General features: G+C 47.1%; 15 protein-coding genes. 5 read left to right on the top strand and 10 right to left on the bottom strand.

The window, feature by feature from the left end; translation table 11 throughout:
- Positions 1-360, bottom strand: a complete 360-nt coding sequence (locus INF28_RS05820; protein WP_226392526.1) for a hypothetical protein — start codon at positions 358-360, stop codon at positions 1-3.
- A 37-nt stretch (positions 361-397) separates the two neighbouring features.
- Positions 398-667, bottom strand: coding sequence for a hypothetical protein (locus tag INF28_RS05815; protein WP_226392525.1), 270 nt, complete (start codon positions 665-667; stop codon positions 398-400).
- Between the two features lie 127 nt (positions 668-794).
- Between INF28_RS05815 and INF28_RS05810 the strand changes: the two genes are divergently transcribed.
- The 3 genes from INF28_RS05810 to INF28_RS05800 are packed head-to-tail and all read left to right on the top strand — an operon-like array spanning position 795 to position 3220.
- The gene (locus tag INF28_RS05810; RefSeq protein WP_226392524.1) at positions 795-1256 is read left to right on the top strand and encodes a metallophosphoesterase family protein; all 462 of its coding nucleotides are present in this window, start codon (positions 795-797) and stop codon (positions 1254-1256) included.
- Between the two features lie 18 nt (positions 1257-1274).
- Positions 1275-2042: a type III pantothenate kinase gene (locus INF28_RS05805; RefSeq protein WP_226392523.1), complete on the top strand. Its 768-nt coding sequence runs from the start codon at positions 1275-1277 to the stop codon at positions 2040-2042.
- Positions 2043-2059: 17 nt separating this feature from the next.
- Positions 2060-3220: an NAD(P)-dependent malic enzyme gene (locus INF28_RS05800; protein WP_226392522.1), complete on the top strand. Its 1161-nt coding sequence runs from the start codon at positions 2060-2062 to the stop codon at positions 3218-3220.
- A gap of 323 nt (positions 3221-3543) precedes the next feature.
- Here INF28_RS05800 and INF28_RS05795 read toward each other — a convergent pair whose 3' ends face one another.
- Positions 3544-4311, bottom strand: a complete 768-nt coding sequence (locus tag INF28_RS05795; protein ID WP_226392521.1) for a TatD family hydrolase — start codon at positions 4309-4311, stop codon at positions 3544-3546.
- Between the two features lie 97 nt (positions 4312-4408).
- On the opposite strand from INF28_RS05795, the gene INF28_RS05790 reads away from it, so the two are divergent.
- Positions 4409-5665 (top strand): glutamate-5-semialdehyde dehydrogenase, encoded by a 1257-nt coding sequence (locus INF28_RS05790; RefSeq protein WP_226392520.1) that lies wholly within the window; start codon positions 4409-4411, stop codon positions 5663-5665.
- Between the two features lie 50 nt (positions 5666-5715).
- On the opposite strand, the gene ybaK is transcribed toward INF28_RS05790, so the two are convergent.
- Positions 5716-6204, bottom strand: coding sequence for a Cys-tRNA(Pro) deacylase (gene ybaK, locus INF28_RS05785; protein WP_404815148.1), 489 nt, complete (start codon positions 6202-6204; stop codon positions 5716-5718).
- Between the two features lie 26 nt (positions 6205-6230).
- On the bottom strand, positions 6231-6452 hold the full coding sequence (locus INF28_RS05780) for a FeoA family protein (RefSeq protein WP_226392558.1): 222 nt from the start codon (positions 6450-6452) through the stop codon (positions 6231-6233).
- A gap of 201 nt (positions 6453-6653) precedes the next feature.
- On the opposite strand from INF28_RS05780, the gene INF28_RS05775 reads away from it, so the two are divergent.
- On the top strand, positions 6654-9482 hold the full coding sequence (locus INF28_RS05775) for a glycoside hydrolase family 2 TIM barrel-domain containing protein (RefSeq protein ID WP_226392518.1): 2829 nt from the start codon (positions 6654-6656) through the stop codon (positions 9480-9482).
- A 50-nt stretch (positions 9483-9532) separates the two neighbouring features.
- On the opposite strand, the gene INF28_RS05770 is transcribed toward INF28_RS05775, so the two are convergent.
- The 5 genes from INF28_RS05770 to murA form a co-directional block, all read right to left on the bottom strand.
- Positions 9533-11743, bottom strand: coding sequence for a DNA gyrase/topoisomerase IV subunit A (locus tag INF28_RS05770; RefSeq protein ID WP_226392517.1), 2211 nt, complete (start codon positions 11741-11743; stop codon positions 9533-9535).
- A gap of 27 nt (positions 11744-11770) precedes the next feature.
- Positions 11771-13750, bottom strand: a complete 1980-nt coding sequence (locus INF28_RS05765) for a DNA gyrase/topoisomerase IV subunit B (protein ID WP_226392516.1) — start codon at positions 13748-13750, stop codon at positions 11771-11773.
- Between the two features lie 184 nt (positions 13751-13934).
- Positions 13935-15119 carry a cell division protein FtsZ gene (ftsZ, locus tag INF28_RS05760; protein WP_226392515.1) on the bottom strand — a complete coding sequence of 395 codons (1185 nt, stop codon included), beginning with the start codon at positions 15117-15119 and terminating at the stop codon, positions 13935-13937.
- Between the two features lie 210 nt (positions 15120-15329).
- A complete protein-coding gene (locus INF28_RS05755; protein WP_226392514.1) occupies positions 15330-16544 on the bottom strand; it encodes a cell division protein FtsQ/DivIB in 1215 nt (404 codons plus the stop codon).
- 61 nt (positions 16545-16605) lie between these two features.
- Positions 16606-17859, bottom strand: coding sequence for a UDP-N-acetylglucosamine 1-carboxyvinyltransferase (murA, locus tag INF28_RS05750; RefSeq protein ID WP_226392513.1), 1254 nt, complete (start codon positions 17857-17859; stop codon positions 16606-16608).
- Positions 17860-17905: the final 46 nt, after the last annotated feature.

Raw genomic sequence — 17905 nt, 5'->3', positions numbered from 1 at the left:
TTATTCCTCCCCGTTTTCCCGCATAACAGCAAAGACACGGGTTAAATTCAGCAGCTTCACAGCGCTGTCTACCTTCTCTCTTCGGGCAGGCTTTAAAAATGGCTTTAGCGCCATGAGAAGCTGTGACTGACTGCTATTCCTGCCGCTGTTCATGGCGGACATAGCTTTCTGAATCTTCAGCATCATTGCTACGCTTTCCGGATCGATCCCGCCTGTGGCCTCCCCAGGAGATTCTGAAGTATCCGGCGCACTACCGCCGAACATATTGAGGATATTCTGTATCTGCTGCTGCCCTTCTTCATTATCCAGCATATTTTTTAACATATCCACCGCACCGGATAAATCTACAGATTCTTCCACAGGCCTTCCCCCTTTCTAAAGCTTATATTCTGCCCCCCTATTTCTTCCCCAAAATACGGTTTAGCTGATTCATAATTTCCGGATTGGCCGCCAGCTGCCGAGCCAGTGCAGGATTTTTTTCAAGTTCACGCTTTAGATCCTCTGCACTGCACTGCTTCATTTTCTGCTGCACCGCCGCAGGATTCCCTCCCTGCACCGTCTGCCGCACCTGCTTCATCTGCTGCGGGGTCAATACCCCTTCCAGCTTCTGCAGCATGCTGTTTAGTTTATTCGGATCCACATTTTTCAGCATTTCTTCCATATTCATGAAAATCCCCTCCTGTTACAGTCTGCTACTTATACTTTATGCAAGGAAAAGAAAATTCGTGACAAATTTTTCATATTATGCTATAATGTTTCATACAAATTTTTTATCTTGGGAAAGAAGGTCTGCAATGAAAGCGATTGTACTGAGTGATTCCCACAAGAATTTTAACAGTATCCGCCGTGCCATAGAAAAAGAACCGGATATTAACCTGATCATTCACGCAGGCGACGTACAGCGGGACGTAGACGATATTCTTGACGCATGGCCCGAACTGCCCTGCGAATTTGTGCTGGGAAACAATGATTTTAATGTATTTAACGTGCCAACGCAGCGGGTATTCGTCTTCGGCGGCAAAAAAATTTTTTTAACGCACGGACACCTATACGGCGTCCGCCATTCCACTTTCCGGCTGGTACAGGAGGCGAAAAAACATCATGCCGATATTTGTATTTTCGGCCACACCCACCTTCCTTTGCTAACCGAACAGGACGGCATCCAGATTCTCAATCCCGGCAGCAGCTGGCAAAGCTACGGAATCATTGAAATCACAGACGGGAAAGTAAAAATCTGTCTGAAAGAAAATCAATAAAAGAAATAAGGTGAAAATATGCTGATGGCCATTGATGTAGGCAACACCAATACTGTAGTTGCCTTATATAATGAAACAAAAATGCTCCGGCACTGGCGGATGGCAACCGACAAAAACCGTGCTTCGGATGAAATCGGAATGCTCCTGCTGCAATTTCTGGGAACGGAGCAGATTACAGCCAAAGACATAGAGGCCGTGATCATTTCCTCCGTTGTTCCACCAATTATGCACGCTTTAAATAACGCTGTCCGGCGGTACGTAGAATGCGAGCCTATGATTGTTGGTCCGGGAACCAAAACCGATATGCAGATTCTCTACGACAATCCCAAAGAGGTGGGCGCCGATCGGATTGTGAATGCGGTGGCAGCCATACACAAATACGGGAAACCGTTGATTATTGTTGATTTTGGAACCGCCACCACCTTCTGTGCCATTGACCGGCAAGGTGATTACTTGGGCGGCGTCATTACTCCGGGCGTGAAAATCGCCATGGACGCCCTGTTTGAACAGGCCGCCAAACTGCCACGGGTGGAGATTAAAAAACCGCCTCGAGTCATTGGGAAAAATACCGTAGCTTCTATGCAATCCGGCGCGGTCTTTGGCCAGGTTGCCCAGGTCGATGGTATTGTCGGCCGAATGAAAGCGGAACTGAATGCACCAGACTGCAAAGTCATTGCTACCGGCGGCCTTGCAGGAACCATTGCGGAAGAATCCCAAACCATTGACGTGGTTGACCGTATGCTGACACTGGATGGGCTCAGAATCTTATACGAAAAAAATTGCTGATGAAGGAGAGATAACAAATGAATTACAACGAACAGGCACTGAAGCTGCACAAAGAACTGCGGGGAAAAATTGAAGTATCTGCACGGGCACAGACCCAGACCACGGACCAGCTTTCTGTTGCCTATACCCCCGGCGTAGCAGAACCCTGCCGAGAAATTGCCAAAGACAAAGGGAAAGTATATGACTATACCAGAAAAGGGAATCTGGTTGCCGTAGTCACCGACGGCTCTGCCGTTCTGGGGCTGGGCAACATCGGTCCTGAAGCAGCCATGCCCGTCATGGAAGGGAAATGCGTGCTGTTTAAAAACTTTGCAGACGTAGACGCTTTTCCCATATGTCTTGCCACCCAAGACGTGGACGAAATTGTAAATACCGTAAAAAATATTGCCCCGGGTTTTGGAGGGATTAATCTTGAGGATATTTCCGCCCCCCGGTGCTTTGAAGTGGAACGCCGCCTGCAAGAAGCACTGGATATCCCGGTCTTTCATGACGACCAGCACGGCACCGCTATTGTGGTCTGTGCAGGTATACTCAATGCCCTCCGTGTGGTAAACAAACAGATCGAAAACGTGAAAATCATCGTTAACGGCGCCGGGAGCGCGGGAATTGCCATTGCTAAAATGCTTCTAGCCATCGGCGCAAAAAATCTGACGCTGGTAGACAAAGCCGGTGCCATTTTCCGGGGAATGGATGGGGTCAACCCGGAACAAGCCAAAATGGCTGAAATCACCAATCCGGAACTGCAAAAAGGCAATCTTTCTGATGTTCTCAAAGGCGCCGATGTACTGATCGGCGTTTCAGCCCCCAATATTGTTTCGGAAGAAATGGTGCGTTCCATGGCAAAGGATCCCGTTGTCTTTGCCATGGCAAACCCCATACCCGAAATTATGCCCGAAAAAGCCCTTGCCGCCGGTGCGGCCGTCGTCGGCAGCGGCAGAAGCGATTATCCCAACCAGATCAATAACGTTCTGGTCTTTCCAGGGCTGTTCCGGGGTGCACTGGACGCCGGTGCCAAACGGATCACAGAAGAAATGAAAGCCGCCGCTGTTTATGCCCTGGCGGCGCTGATTCCACCGGAAGAACTCTCGCCCCAAAATATTATTCCCAAAGCGTTTGATCCCCGGGTTTCTCAAGCGGTTGCCAAAGCCGCCGCAGACGCCTGGAAGGCGCAAAACTAAAACCAAAAAGCAAAGGCTGTACGCAATCTTAAATGCGTACAGCCTGCAGCGTGTCGATAAAGTATCGACACGCTGACAGATGTTGAAAAAAGAAGTTAGATTTTCCGCAATCGCTTTCGTCGGCGTACAAAGGTACGGTAGAGAGCGATTGCGGGAAAAGCAAGCAATGACGCCGGTTTCTCGATGAATCCGGCGTCATTTTTTCGCAAAAGTTTAAGTTTTGATGAAAAAGAAAGGTATGTTATTTTTCATTCCGCTTGCGGTATAACGACTTTTTCGACAGTCTGAAGGCTGTACGCATTTAAGATTGCGTACAGCCTGTCTTATTTCTCAATTCTGTAAAACCGCAGAGCATTTTCGGTGGTGATCCGCACCATTTCTTCATAAGACACTCCTTTGATTTCCGCCATTTTTTGGGCTACATATTTCACATATCCGCTATAATTCCGCTCTCCCCTGTGGGGCTCCGGCGCCATATACGGACAGTCCGTTTCTATCATCAGCCGGTCTATGGGAACTGCCGCACAGGCTTCCACAGCTTTTCGGGCATTTTTAAAGGTCAAAACCCCGGTAAAGGAAATCATGAAACCCATTTTTACCAGTTCCTTGGCCGTCTGCGCACTGCCGGAAAAACAGTGCATGACCCCTTTGGAGATTTTCATCTGACGTAGGATTTCAATACACTGTCCCTTTGACTCCCGATCGTGGATGACCACCGGCATGTCCAATTCCTGTGCCAGCTGAAGCTGGCGGATCAACCATTTTTTCTGCACTTCCGGTTCTGGTGTATCGTAGTGATAATCAAGGCCGATTTCTCCAATGGCACGCACCTTTGGATTTTCCATAGCCATACGTTTTAATGTTTCCATATCCTGCTGGGTTAAATTTTCAACATCGCTGGGATGCACCCCCACGGAGGCATAAAAAAAATCATACCGATCGGCAAGGTCAACCGCCCGGCGTGAGGTTTCCATATCCGCACCAATATTCATAACGTATCCCACTCCGCAATCTGCAAGACTGGCAATGACCTGTTCCCTATCTTCATCAAAACGCGCATCATCATAATGCGCATGGGTATCAAACAACATGATTTTCGCTCCTGTCTTTTCCAAGTTACTGCTTGATTATACCATAAAAATATGCTATAATCAACCCAAAATCAATTTTCAGGGGGAGATGACCCATATGAACGCAGTAGAAGAATTAAACAGAAAAGGACGTCAGGCAAAAGAAGCCTCCTATCAGCTTGCCGCGCTTTCCACCAGGGTAAAAAACAAGGCTCTCTTGGCCATGGCCGCAGCTCTGCGGGAGCAGACCAGTTTTTTGCTGCAGGAAAACGCCCGCGATCTGGAGCAGGGGAAACAAAACGGCATGCGCCAGGGGCTTCTGGATCGGCTGATGCTGAATCAACAACGGATTTCGGGTATGGCAGAAGGTATTGAACAGATTGCCGCACTGCCGGATCCCATTGGGGAAATGATCTCCCAGGTCAAACGGCCCAACGGATTGAAAATAGGCAAGGTACGAGTTCCTCTGGGTGTAATCGGTATTATTTATGAAGCTCGGCCTAACGTGACGGCAGATGCGGCAGGGCTATGTATCAAGGCCGGAAATGCAGTGATTCTCCGAGGCGGAAAGGAAGCCGCTTTCTCCAACCGGGCGATTGTAAAGGTTATGCAGGAAGCCGCATACGCCGCAGGGCTTCCGGAAGGCAGCATCCATCTGGTAGAAGATACCAGCCGGGAAAGCGCCACCGCCTTGATGCGGCTAAACGAATACCTTGATGTCATCATCCCCCGGGGCGGTGCGGGATTGATCCGCGCCGTAGTAGAAAACGCCACGGTACCCGCCATTGAAACCGGAACCGGAAACTGTCATGTTTATGTAGATTCTTCCGCAGATCTGGAAATGGCAAAAAGGATTGTCATCAATGCCAAAACCCAGCGGCCATCCGTCTGCAATGCGGAAGAAAAACTTTTGGTGCACCAGGCCGCAGCCGGGGCATTTCTGCCCATGATTCTACCTGAATTGGCAAAGCGCGGCGTGGAAATTATTGGTGACCAGCGTGTCTGCTCTCTCTATCCAGATGCGATTCCCGCCAGTGAAGATGACTGGGGACAGGAATATCTCGACCTTAAGCTCGCTGTCAAAATTGTAGACAGTCTGGAAGAAGCCATTTCCCACATCAACCGTTATAACAGCCGACACAGTGAAGCTATCGTCACCCGGGACTATGCGGCGTCCCAGAAATTCCTGGACGAAATTGATGCGGCAGCCGTATATGTAAACGCTTCCACACGGTTTACGGACGGTTTTGAATTCGGCTTTGGTGCAGAAATCGGCATCAGCACCCAGAAAATTCACGCCCGCGGCCCCATGGGTCTTGCCGAGCTCACCACCACCAAATATATTATTTTTGGAAACGGACAAATTCGAGAATAGACATAAAAAAAGCCGCTGACGGTGTTTTGCACCGCCGCGGCTCTTTTTATTTATCCCTTTACAATAATATCTCTAAACTCCGCGCCAATCAAATCGGTCAAAAGCCGAGGATCCATGGCGATCTGCGCCCCAAGCCGGCCGCCGCTGAACATAATTTCCTCATGAGCGAGCGCGCTTTGATCAATTACGGTCGGAAACTGCTTTTTCATTCCCAAAGGACTGCATCCTCCCCGGACATATCCGGTCACTGCCGTAATCTCCTTCACATGAATCATTTCCACCGCTTTTTCTCCCACTGCTGCGGCCGCTTTCTTCAAATCCAGTTCCTCAGCTACCGGCACTACAAACACATAATGATTCCTGCTCTTTCCCACCGTAACCAAAGTTTTAAAAGTCTTTTCCATTGGTTGTCCCAGTTTTTTAGCAATGGATACACCGTCCATAAAACCGTCGCTCTCATATAACAGCTCCCGATGGGCCACCTTATGCTTTTCCAAATATCGCATGGCGTTGGTTTTGGGTGCTTTTTTCAATTTCAGCCACTCCTTTTCTGCCTTAAATGGAATTAAAAAACTTCAATCAAATCGGCGTCTTCTTTCCGCAAGGTCAATGCATATCCCCGCAGGGTGATTTCCAAGGGATCTCCCAGGGGCGCCACCTTCCGCACCTGGATTTCCGTCCCCTTGGTAATACCCATATCCATGATCCGCCGCCGTAAAGCGCCGCTCCCCCAAAGTTTTTTTACTACTGCTGACTGACCACAGGGTACATTTTTCAGGGTTTTCATCATTTTCGCCTCCGCCTGTTTTTATTTATTCTATCATCTTGCCGCCGCTTTGTCAACTGCAGCATCATCTTCCTATTAGGTTAAAATATTCATATATTTGTTAAAAACCTTTCGTTTACATTCGAAGATTTTCTTTTATAATGAACTTAATTAGGCGGCAAAAAGCAAGCCGCTTTACCATTTTAAAGGAGGTCTCTATTGATGCGTGAATATGAAAATCTTTCCACGTTACATACAAACCGGGAACCGGCGCGAACACACTATATCCCCTATGACAGCTTCGAAAAAGCAGTTGCCGGCAATCCTGCAGATTCCGCTTATTACCAGCTTCTAAACGGTGTCTGGGACTTTGCCTATTACGCCCGTGATATTGACGAAAACGAATCAGCACCTTTTACCGAAAGCATTCCTGTTCCTTCCTGCTGGCAATGCTATGGCTATGAAGATCCCAATTATACCAATGTAAACTATCCTTATCCGGTAGACCCGCCTTTTGTACCTGATGACAATCCAATGGGGGTATATCACCGAAACATTACTATTTCTGAATCTTGGGCACAGCGGCGCACCTATATTGTTTTTGAAGGCGTTAGTTCTCACCTTAGCGTATTTGTCAACGGGACCAAGGTAGGAACCAGCATGGGCTCACATCTACCTGCAGAATTCGAGCTGACCCCGTACCTTCATCAGGGAGAAAACGACCTGACGGTAAAGGTACGCAAATGGTGTCTTGGCAGTTATCTTGAGGATCAGGACTTTTTCCGTTTTAACGGAATTTTCCGCGATGTGTACCTGCTCTCCCGGGATCAGGACCGTCTATGGGATATTGAAATCAATGCCGATGACAAAAATATTGTTTATACCGGCGAAGGGACCTGCACGATTCTCAACCAGAATGGCACAGAAGATGACCTTTCTTCTCCCATCCTCTGGAATGCGGAAAAGCCCTATCTATATACCGCTATCATTCACCACGGCAGTGAATTTATTGCACAAAAAATAGGCCTGCGGAAAATTTCCGTCTCTCCTTTAGGGGAACTGCTGATCAACGGTGTTGCGGTGAAATTAAAAGGGGTCAACCATCATGATACCCATCCAGAACACGGCTATTATGAAACAAACGACGAACTGTTGCAAGAATTAAAATTAATGAAATCCCTGAATATGAACTGCATCCGCACCTCCCATTATCCGCCTACGCCTTATTTCCTGGAGATGTGTGACCAGCTAGGTTTTTATGTTGTAGATGAAACCGATATTGAAACCCACGGCTTCTGCACCAGATTTCCCGGCTACGTTGGTTATGACACAGAAAATATGGATTGGATCTGCCGTAGACCGGAGTGGCAGAATGCCTATGTAGAACGAGCAGTGCGCATGGTGGAGCGGGACAAAAATCACCCCTGCGTCATCTTCTGGTCTTTGGGCAATGAAAGCGGCTATGGTGAAAATTTTGCCGCAATGAGCCAATGGATCCATAACCGGGATAACAGCCGGCTGGTACATTACGAAAGCGCAAACACAGTCGGTAATCCAGATACCGTAGATGTGGTTAGTTATATGTACCCGGATCTCAGCCGTACCGATGGATTTGCCCAGTCCGATGATATGCGGCCTGTCTTTCTCTGCGAATACAGTCATGCAATGGGCAATGGGCCCGGCGATCTGATGGATTATTGGCGGCTGATTTACAGCCGGCCCAAGCTCATCGGCGGCTGTATCTGGGAATGGGCTGACCATACCGTGCTGCGAAACGGAGTGGGCCTTTACGGCGGTGACTTTAATGAAATGACCCATGACGGAAACTTCTGCTGTGACGGATTGGTCTTTCATGACCGCAGTTTCAAAGCCGGTACGCTAGAAGCCAAACATGCTTACCAGCCCATGTGGTCCAAAATGGAAAACGGCCAGCTGAAAATACAAAACTGCTACGATTTTACCAATCTTAATGAATTTACACTGTTTTGGGAGATTGAAACAGATGGGAAAATAACAGACAGCGGCAGTCTGATTGTGGATATTCCTCCACATACTGCAAAAACCGTTGCACTCGATTATCAGCTTCCAGAGCAATGCGCCCTTGGCTGTTTCCTAAATCTGCGTCTTGTCAAAGGAGAAACGGAATTTGCATCCGATCAGCATGACCTGGAGATTCGCCGCGTTTCCTCCCCGCTCTGTGACTCCAGCAACACGCTTACTTTGACGCAGGAAGCAGAATACATTCTGATTCACGGCAACGGCTTTACCCATAAATTCAACACCCACTACGGTTTACTAGAAGACGTCAACGGCCTCACCTGTGGCATGACACAGCTTTCCGTATGGCGTGCTCCCACTGATAATGATCGACGCATCAAAAGCCAGTGGGGCTATCTCAACAACGATAACCAGTCTGGTGAAAACTTTAACCGGCTTTTCAACAAGGTCTATGACTGCAAACTTGAGGGAAATAGCATTACCGTAACCGGCAGTCTGGCAGGAGTATCCAGACTTCCATTCTTCCGCTATACCTGTGTTTACCGGTTCTTTGACGATGGCTCTATTGATGTAAACCTGTCCGGAACCGTAAGGGAAAACTGCATTTGGCTGCCCCGACTGGGCTTTGAATTCAAACTTCCAAAGTCCGCACAGCATTTTTCCTATTTTGGTATGGGTCCCGGTGAAACCTATTGCGATATGCACCATTACGCCAACACGGGAATGTATCAAAGCTCGGCAGAAGTCGAATATGTTCCGTATATCGTACCGCAGGAACACGGTAACCACTATGATACCCGCCTGCTGAAAATGGACAACGGACTTACCTTTGCCTCGGACACCCCCTTTGAAATCAATGTTTCAGAATACACTTCTGAAATGCTGACTGAGGCAATGCATACCAACGAACTTGTCAAAGCAGATTATATCACCGTGCGAATCGATTATAAAGTATCTGGCATTGGCTCTGCCAGCTGTGGACCGGAGCTTATCGAAACATACCGCTTTAGCGAAAAAGAAATCCAATATGGATTCCGTATTTCTATTGATTAAATATGCAAAAAGCTCCCAGCCCTGCAAAAAGCAGTGCTGGGAGCTCTTTTTCATTCTTTTGTTTCTTCTTCCATAGGGGCAAGCGTAAATCCCATCTGCTCGATTCCCTTATCCTCTTGCCGGATAACAGATCCCGCAGCCGGGATATTCCGGCTCCTGTAATGCTCATAATTCAAAAGCCCACAGTTTTCAGCAAGTTTTGCTTCTTTCACCACAGCATTCTTCCGCAAGGTCATGGTCTGTACACCCTGGCTGGTTCGAGTCGTTTTTACTGGAATTTTTTCCGTCTTGACCGTAAGCGCCTTATCCGCTGTACTCTTTAGCACAATCTCCATATCCTCCGGCAGGAAGATCATGCTGACCAGCGGTGATTGTACCGCAAATCCGCCGGTAAGCCTGCGCCGGTTTGACTTGGTTTCATAACTTTTAAGCGGAATCTTGGCACATTTTCCGTTTGCAAAGCAAAACAGAATATGACCGCTATAATCGCCGCTGAGCACCATTCCCACGATATTTTCCTTGCCGTCGATTCCCAAAAGGTTGGGAATAAACTCTCCCAACTGGCTAGCCTTACCGTCAGGGATTTCATGGGCACGGAGCTTATATACATCCCCGCTGCTGACAAAAAACAAAATTTCTGCTCGATTGGTTGTCTCTTCTTCTTGAAGGATCACATCATCCTCCTTCAGCCGTTGTTCTCCGCTGGAACGCAGTGAAACCAGAGAAATTTTCTTAATATAATTTTGTTCGGTCCGAAACAACCGGACAGCATAATCTTCTATCATCTGCTCCGGTTCCACCTCCTGCACACTATCCGGTGAAATCAGTTCCGTCCGGCGGTCAGTACCGTATTTTTTTGCCGCTTCTTTTAACTGTTTTTCAATTACCTTATTAATGCGGGCTTTGCTGTTTTGAATATTCTGAAGTTCTTCAATTTCCTCTTTCAGCTGCTCGATTTCAGCCGTACGCTTTAAGATATAGTCCTTGTTCAGATTCCGCAGTTTGATTTCTGCCACAAACTCTGCCTGAACCTCATCGATTCCAAAGCCATCCATTAAATTGGGAACGACCATGGCATCTTCTTCCGTCTCCCGCACAATTTTGATCGCCTTGTCAATGTCAAGCAGTATCAGCTCAAGCCCTTCCAGCAAATGCAGTTTTTCCTGTTTTTTTCCAATATCAAAAGCAATACCTCGAAGCACACAGCTCCTGCGGAATCTCAGCCACTCACAAAGCAGATCATTGACGCCCAAAACCATGGGGGATCCTTCTACCAAAACATTAAAATTGCAGCCAAAGCTATCCTGCAAAGGCGTCATACGGAACAGCCGTGCCATCAGCTTGTCCGGATCGGTACCCCGCTTTAGGTCAATGGTCAGCTTCAAACCCGTTTTATCGGTTTCGTCTCGAATATCGGAAATTTCTTTCAGCTTTCCGGCTTTCACCAGATCTACGATCTTCTCCACGATTGCTTCTACCGTTGTGGTATAGGGAATTTCTTTGATATCAATACAATTCTGTTTTTTGTCATACGTATATTTTGCCCGAATCTTGATACTGCCGCGCCCTGTCTGATAAATCTCCCGCATTTCATTGGGGTCATAAATAATTGCGCCGCCCAGCGGAAAATCCGGTGCCGGCATAACTTCCAGCAAATCCGCCTGCGGATCCTTCATTACCAAAATGGTCGCTTCGCACAGCTCTCTGAGATTAAAACTACAAATATTGGACGCCATTCCCACAGCAATCCCCTGATTCGGGTTTGCCAATATATTGGGGAACGTGGTGGGAAGCAAAACGGGTTCCTTCATAGTGCCATCGTAATTATCCACAAAATCAATGGTATTTTTGTCCATATCCCGGAAAATTTCACTACAAACCTTGGCAAGCTTCACCTCGGTGTATCTTGAGGCGGCATAAGCCATATCTCTGGAATACTGCCGGCCAAAATTTCCCTTAGAATCCACCAACGGCAAAAGCAATGCTCCATTACCTTCTGTCAGACGCACCATGGTTTCGTATATCGCCTGATCACCATGAGGGTTCAGCCGCATGGTCTGCCCCACCACATTCGCGGACTTGGTACGGCCGCCGCTGAGTAATCCCATTTTGTACATGGTGTACAACAGTTTACGGTGAGAAGGCTTAAAACCATCTATTTCCGGTATGGCACGGGAAATAATAACACTCATGGCATAAGGCATATAATTCTGCTCCAGTGTATCCGTAATCTGCTGTTCTTCTATAATCGGTTTTTTCATCTATTTTTCTCCTTCAGTATTCCATCATTACATTACATCGGTCAGCGCAAGAAATTCATGTCCAAAATTAGCAATGTGTTCTTTCCGCCCAGACAGGTTATCCCCCAGCAGTAAATCAAACATTTCTCTGGTCTTTTCCATGTCATCCGGCATCACCTTAATCAGCCTACGGGTTTCAGGGTTCATAGTGGTTTCCCACATCATTTCTGGCTGGTTTTCACCCAACCCCTTGCTTCGCTGCAGCGTATATTTTTTTCCTTCCAGCTTTTTTATAATTTCTGCCTTTTCCGCCTCGTTAAATGCAAAATAACTCTTATCCCGACAGGTAATTTCATATAGCGGAGATTCAGCAATATAAACATATCCCTTCTCAATCAACGTAGGCGCCAACCGGTAAATCATGGTCAAAACAAGGGTGCGTATCTGATATCCATCCACATCGGCATCGGTACATATAATCACCTTGCTCCAACGCAGATTTTCCAAATTAAAGGAATTAAGGTCCTTATTATGTTTGCTGTTAATTTCTACACCGCAACCCAAAACCTTCAATAAATCAATAATGACATCGCTCTTAAATATTTTGTCATACTCGGCTTTTAAACAATTTAAAATCTTTCCACGAATAGGAATAATTGCCTGAAATTCACTGTCCCGACCCAGTTTACAAGCCCCCAGTGCAGAGTCACCCTCCACAATATACACCTCGCGGCGGCTGACATCCTTGCTGCGGCAATCCACAAACTTTTTTACCCTGTTTGCGACATCCAGATTACCACCCAATTTCTTTTTCACATTAATACGGGTTTTCTCCGCCGTTTCCCGGCTTCGCTTATTCACTAAAACCTGCTCACAAATCTTTTCCGCATCCATCTTGTTTTCAATAAAATAAATGCCCAGCTGTTCCCGTAAAAATTCCGTCATGGCTTCCTGGATAAATTTATTGGTAATGGCCTTTTTCGTCTGGTTTTCATAGCTGGTCATAGTGGAAAGGGAATTGCTGACCAGAATTAAACTGTCTTCAATATCGGAAAACTGAATTTTGCTTTCATTTTTGGTATACTTTCCGTTCTGCTTCAAATACTGGTCTATAGCATAAACAAAGGCATTGCGCACCGCTTTGTCCGGAGAGCCGCCATATTCCAAAAAGCTTGAATTATGATAATACTCTAAGGCATTATACTCGTTGTTAAAACAAAAAGCAAAACTCATCTTAACCTTATATTCGTCCAAATCCTCCCGGTCCCGGCCCTTACGTTCCGCTTCCATAAAATGTATAGCTGTCAGTTCCTTTCCATGGGAAAGCTCTTTCACATAATCCACAATGCCGTTTTCGTAATAATATTCAAAGGTTTCAAATTCTCCCGGCGATGTCTCGTTTTTCAGCACGAACCGTAGGCCGGAATTGACCACGGCTTGCCGCTTCAAAATACTCTGATAGAGCTCCAGGGACAGATTGATGTCCGTAAACACCTCAAGATCCGGCTTCCAGTGAATTTTACTTCCCGTATGCCGGTGCCGGAACTTGGTTTTCATCAAACCGCCAATATTTTCTCCTTTTTCAAAGTGCAGATTAAACTTATAGCCGTCCCGGAGAATTTCTACGTCCATATACTCCGAACTATACTGCGTAGCACAGGCGCCAAGCCCGTTCAGTCCCAAAGAGTATTCATAGTTTCCGCCGGCATTGTTATGATATTTTCCGCCGGCATACAGTTCGCAGAAAACCAATTCCCAATTATATTTTTTCTCCCGTTCATTATATTCTACCGGAATGCCCCGGCCAAAATCCTCAATCTCAATGGATTGGTCCATATAACGGGTCACATAAACTACGGTTCCAAATCCTTCCCGCGCTTCATCAATGGAATTTGAGAGAATTTCAAACATAGAATGTTCGCAGCCTTCAATCCCATCAGAGCCAAAAATAACCGCCGGCCGTTTACGCACTCGGTCTGCACCCTTTAGGGACGAAATGCTGGAATTATCATATGTGCTTGCAGACATTTGCCTACCTCCAAATCAGTAACATATTGCGGGCAAGGCACAATAAACACCATACCTACCCAGCATAATTTTTATTGTACCACAAAATATTGCGGTTGTCAAAACAAAACATCCGTCATTTTCCGCTTTTACACCACAACACAAAAAACCCGGCAGATTGTTCTGCCGGGTCATGTTTTCTGTTTTACTGCTTGTTGTTATTATTCCGATTGCGCAAAAATACCGGAACATCAATGCCGTCATCTTCACCAAATTTGCTAAACAAATTGGTAGAGGAAGGTACTTTTTCCACCGGCCGCGAGGACGCAGAAGAAGGAGAGGCGGTTGCTCCGCCACGGTTCATATTGCCGCCGTTGCCAAACCGGCTGAGAAAGCTATCAAAAGGATTTTCCTGTTCCGCCTGCTGCTGGGGAACATTTCCTTTGAACCCAGTTGCAATCACTGTGATCTGAATCTCATCGCCCATATCTTCATCAATAATAGCACCAATGATAATATTAGCATCCCTGTCTGCTGCTTCTTCTACCAACTCCGCAGCAGTCTTGACCTCCAGAATACCCAAATCACTTCCGCCGGTAACATTGAGAATAACGCCTTTGGCGCCTTCAATGGTGGTCTCCAGAAGAGGGCTATGTATCGCCTTCTTGGCAGCCTCTTCTGCACGGGTCTCACCGCTGGCACGGCCAATACCCATGTGTGCAAAACCAGTATCTTTCATAATCGTCTTAATATCCGCAAAATCCAGACTGATCAAGCCAGGACGGGAAATCAAATCAGAAATACCCTGAACGCCCTGCCGCAGAATATCATCCGCCATACGGAAAGACTCCACCAGCGGTGTACGGTTTTCCGCAATCTCCAAAAGCTTGTCATTGGGAATTACCACCAAGGTATCAACAGCATCCATCAAATTTTTAATACCTTCATCGCTGTTTCTCTGACGGGTCTTTCCTTCAAACCAAAACGGCTTTGTCACAATACCAACGGTCAAAACGCCCATTTCTTTGGCAACCTCAGCCACAATCGGCGCCGCACCAGTGCCGGTCCCGCCGCCCATGCCAGCAGTGACAAATACCATATCCGCACCCTTGATCGACTGGGCAATCTCATCACGGCTCTCTTCTGCCGCCTTTTTCCCAATTTCCGGGTCTGCACCCGCGCCTAAACCTTTGGTAATCTTTTCACCAATCTGTATTTTCTGAGAAGCCGCAGATAAGGTCAGATCCTGCTTGTCCGTATTTACGGCAACAAATTCCACACACTTAACCTGCGCTTCAATCATTCTATTTACTGCATTGTTACCGCCGCCGCCAACGCCAATCACCTTAATCTGGGCAGGGTTAACATTTTCTGTATCAAACTGAAACACGCTCTTTTCCTCCTTACTTCCTCTGGTCGCTCTTCCAAATACTTGTTTAGCATAGTTAAGTATATTATACCATGTATTTTTATTTTGTAAAGATAATTTTTCAAATTTTTTAAAACAATATTACATTTTTGTTACAAACACCAAACATTTTTTTATCAAAATAATTTCGTTTCCTTTATCTGACATTCTTTACTAATTTTATAATTCTAGTCAATTAGACTCATTTTCACTTTGTTTTGCGTCCACAGAAATATTGGGTGAGGCACTGGATTTTGCCGATGCAGATGCTGTGCTTTCAGGCTTTGCAGAAGCCGATGCGGTACTATCCGGTTTTGTGGAAGCCGATGGCTTCGGAGAAGCGCTCGGCTTTGCCACCATCCGTGCCTGCCCATCTTCCGGCTGACGTACATAAATATCTTCACCGCGGTAATCCATGATAACCTGTTCCGTAGCGGAAATCTTTTCATTAATTACCTTTGCCAGAAATGCACTGCGATATTCCATATTCTCCAGATTTCCCAGTTCTACTTCCAGACGATTCTCTATCACAAGGATAACATCATGGATACTAGTAACATCGAAATAGGTAGCGCGCTCCAATAATCCTACTTTTTCCAAACAGCGCAAAGTTTCCAGCGTACTCGATAGCTTTTCATTTTCCTTGCTTTCTGCATTTTTTCCAGCGGTCGGCTTTTCCAGCTTCAACCCCACAATCAGCGGCGCCTGATAAGGCAAAGCAGTAGTTTCTTCCTGCTGGGTATTGGCATTTTCCATATTTTCCTGTTTGTCGTCCTCCGGCACAGCAGAACCAGTCGGCTTAGCCGAATTTGTCGGTTGGGCCGAACCAGTAGGCTTCGCGGAAGACGTCGGTTTGGCTGAACTCCCAGGCTTAGCCGATGCGGTTGGTTTGGCCGAACCGGTAGGTTTGGCTGCGCTATCCGGATCCTCTGCTTCATCCTTTTCCGCATTTTCCTCTGCCTGCTGTGTATGAACCGGCGTATAGGTTTTGACCCATTCTTCTACACGGCCGTCCGTAATCATTTCCAGAATTTTTCCATCCAGATCCACAATGGCACACTGGTTGTCTGTATAAATATAAGCAGCGGGAATGCGTTCTCGCACCCATATTTTAATTTTATTCGGGAAAACTCTCCGCACTCCTGCTTCCTCTACCATAGGCAGTTCCAAAACCCGCTTTTTAATTTGGGAAAGGTTTTCCGTCAGAATATTTTTTCCTGTCTGCACCTGCGCCGCCGCAATGATATCCTCAGAAGCAAGCCGGCTGTTTCCCTCACAGTATACCTCCTGAATATGAAAAACCGGTGTAAACAACATTCCGGCTGCTACACCGGCACATACAATTAAAGTAAACAAGATAATCAATTTCAGCTTTGGATTCATCCAGCTTTTTCTGCGACGCCGCATATCACCACTCCTCTAAGGTCCAAATAGCTTGTCCATTGCGGCGGGTGTAAACACACCGCCGTTATTCCTGATAACAAATATTTCCTCCCAGACTCTGAAATGCACCAGCAATATCTTCATATCCACGGTCAATATAGCAGGTCTGGCGCACCACCGTTTTACCCTCCGCACTAAGGCCGGCAATCACCAACGCGGCTCCGCCGCGCAAATCTGCAGCATTCACCTCTGCACCGTGCAAGCGGTCTACCCCCCGCACGATTGCATTCAGTCCTTCAATTTGAATATTGGCCCCCATGCGCAGGAATTCACCCACATGCTTAAAGCGGTTTTCAAAAATGGTTTCACTGATCACCGAACTCCCCTCTGCTTTTAACAAAGCTGCCATCAATGGCGCCTGATCATCAGTAGGAAAGCCGGGATACGGCAAAGTTTTTACCGAAGACACCGCGAGGGGACGCCGGTGCATCCGCATCCATATTTGCTCGCCTTCTTCTGTAATCTCTGCGCCCATATCCCGCAATACCGACAGTAAAATACGCATATGTACCGGTTCCACTCCGGTCAGCAAAATTTCTCCGCCGCAAGCCGCAGCTGCACAGGCATACGTCGCCGCCGCAATTCGATCGGGAATCACCGCATAACTGCATCCATGCAGGCGGGTTACTCCGCGGATACGGATACAGTCTGTTCCTGCCCCCACAATATCAGCGCCCATACAGTTTAAAAAATTCTGCAAATCCACAATTTCCGGCTCCCGTGCCGGGTTGACCAGTATCGTTTCTCCTTCGGAAACCGCACAGAGCATCATAATATTCTCTGTGGCCCCAACACTGGGGAACATAAAGGTAATCGTCCGAGGGACAAACTGTTCCAGACAGCAATGGATATATCCACCTTCCTCCAAAAGCCTGACTCCCAGGCTCCTCAAAGCACGCAGATGAATATCAATCGGTCTGGCTCCCAATTCACAGCCGCCCGGATAGCTGATGCATGCTTTGCGGCATCGGCCTAAAACAGCACCCAAAAACATCACAGAAGACCGCATCCGCCGCATCAAGTCATCCGGTATGGCAGTTCCCTGCGCACCGGAAGGGTGAATCACAGCGGTGTGCCCGTCATAATCCGCACGGCAGCCAAGACTTTTTAAAATATCCAGTGCCGCATGAACATCAGTAAGATCCGGACAATTTCTGATTTCACAGGGTTCGTCAGTAAGGAGGGTTGCCGCCAGAATCGGCAGAACAGCATTTTTGGAGCCTTGAACCCTTAGCTGCCCCGCAAGCGGCTTCCCGCCGTATATAGTAAGCTCACGCAAGGTCAGCACCTCCCAATTCTACACCTTATTGTATGTCATTGGGCCA

The organism is Ructibacterium gallinarum (assembly GCF_014982785.1).
GTDB classification, from domain to species: domain Bacteria; phylum Bacillota; class Clostridia; order Monoglobales; family Monoglobaceae; genus Ructibacterium; species Ructibacterium gallinarum.
This window is presented reverse-complemented; position numbering and strand designations above follow the sequence as displayed.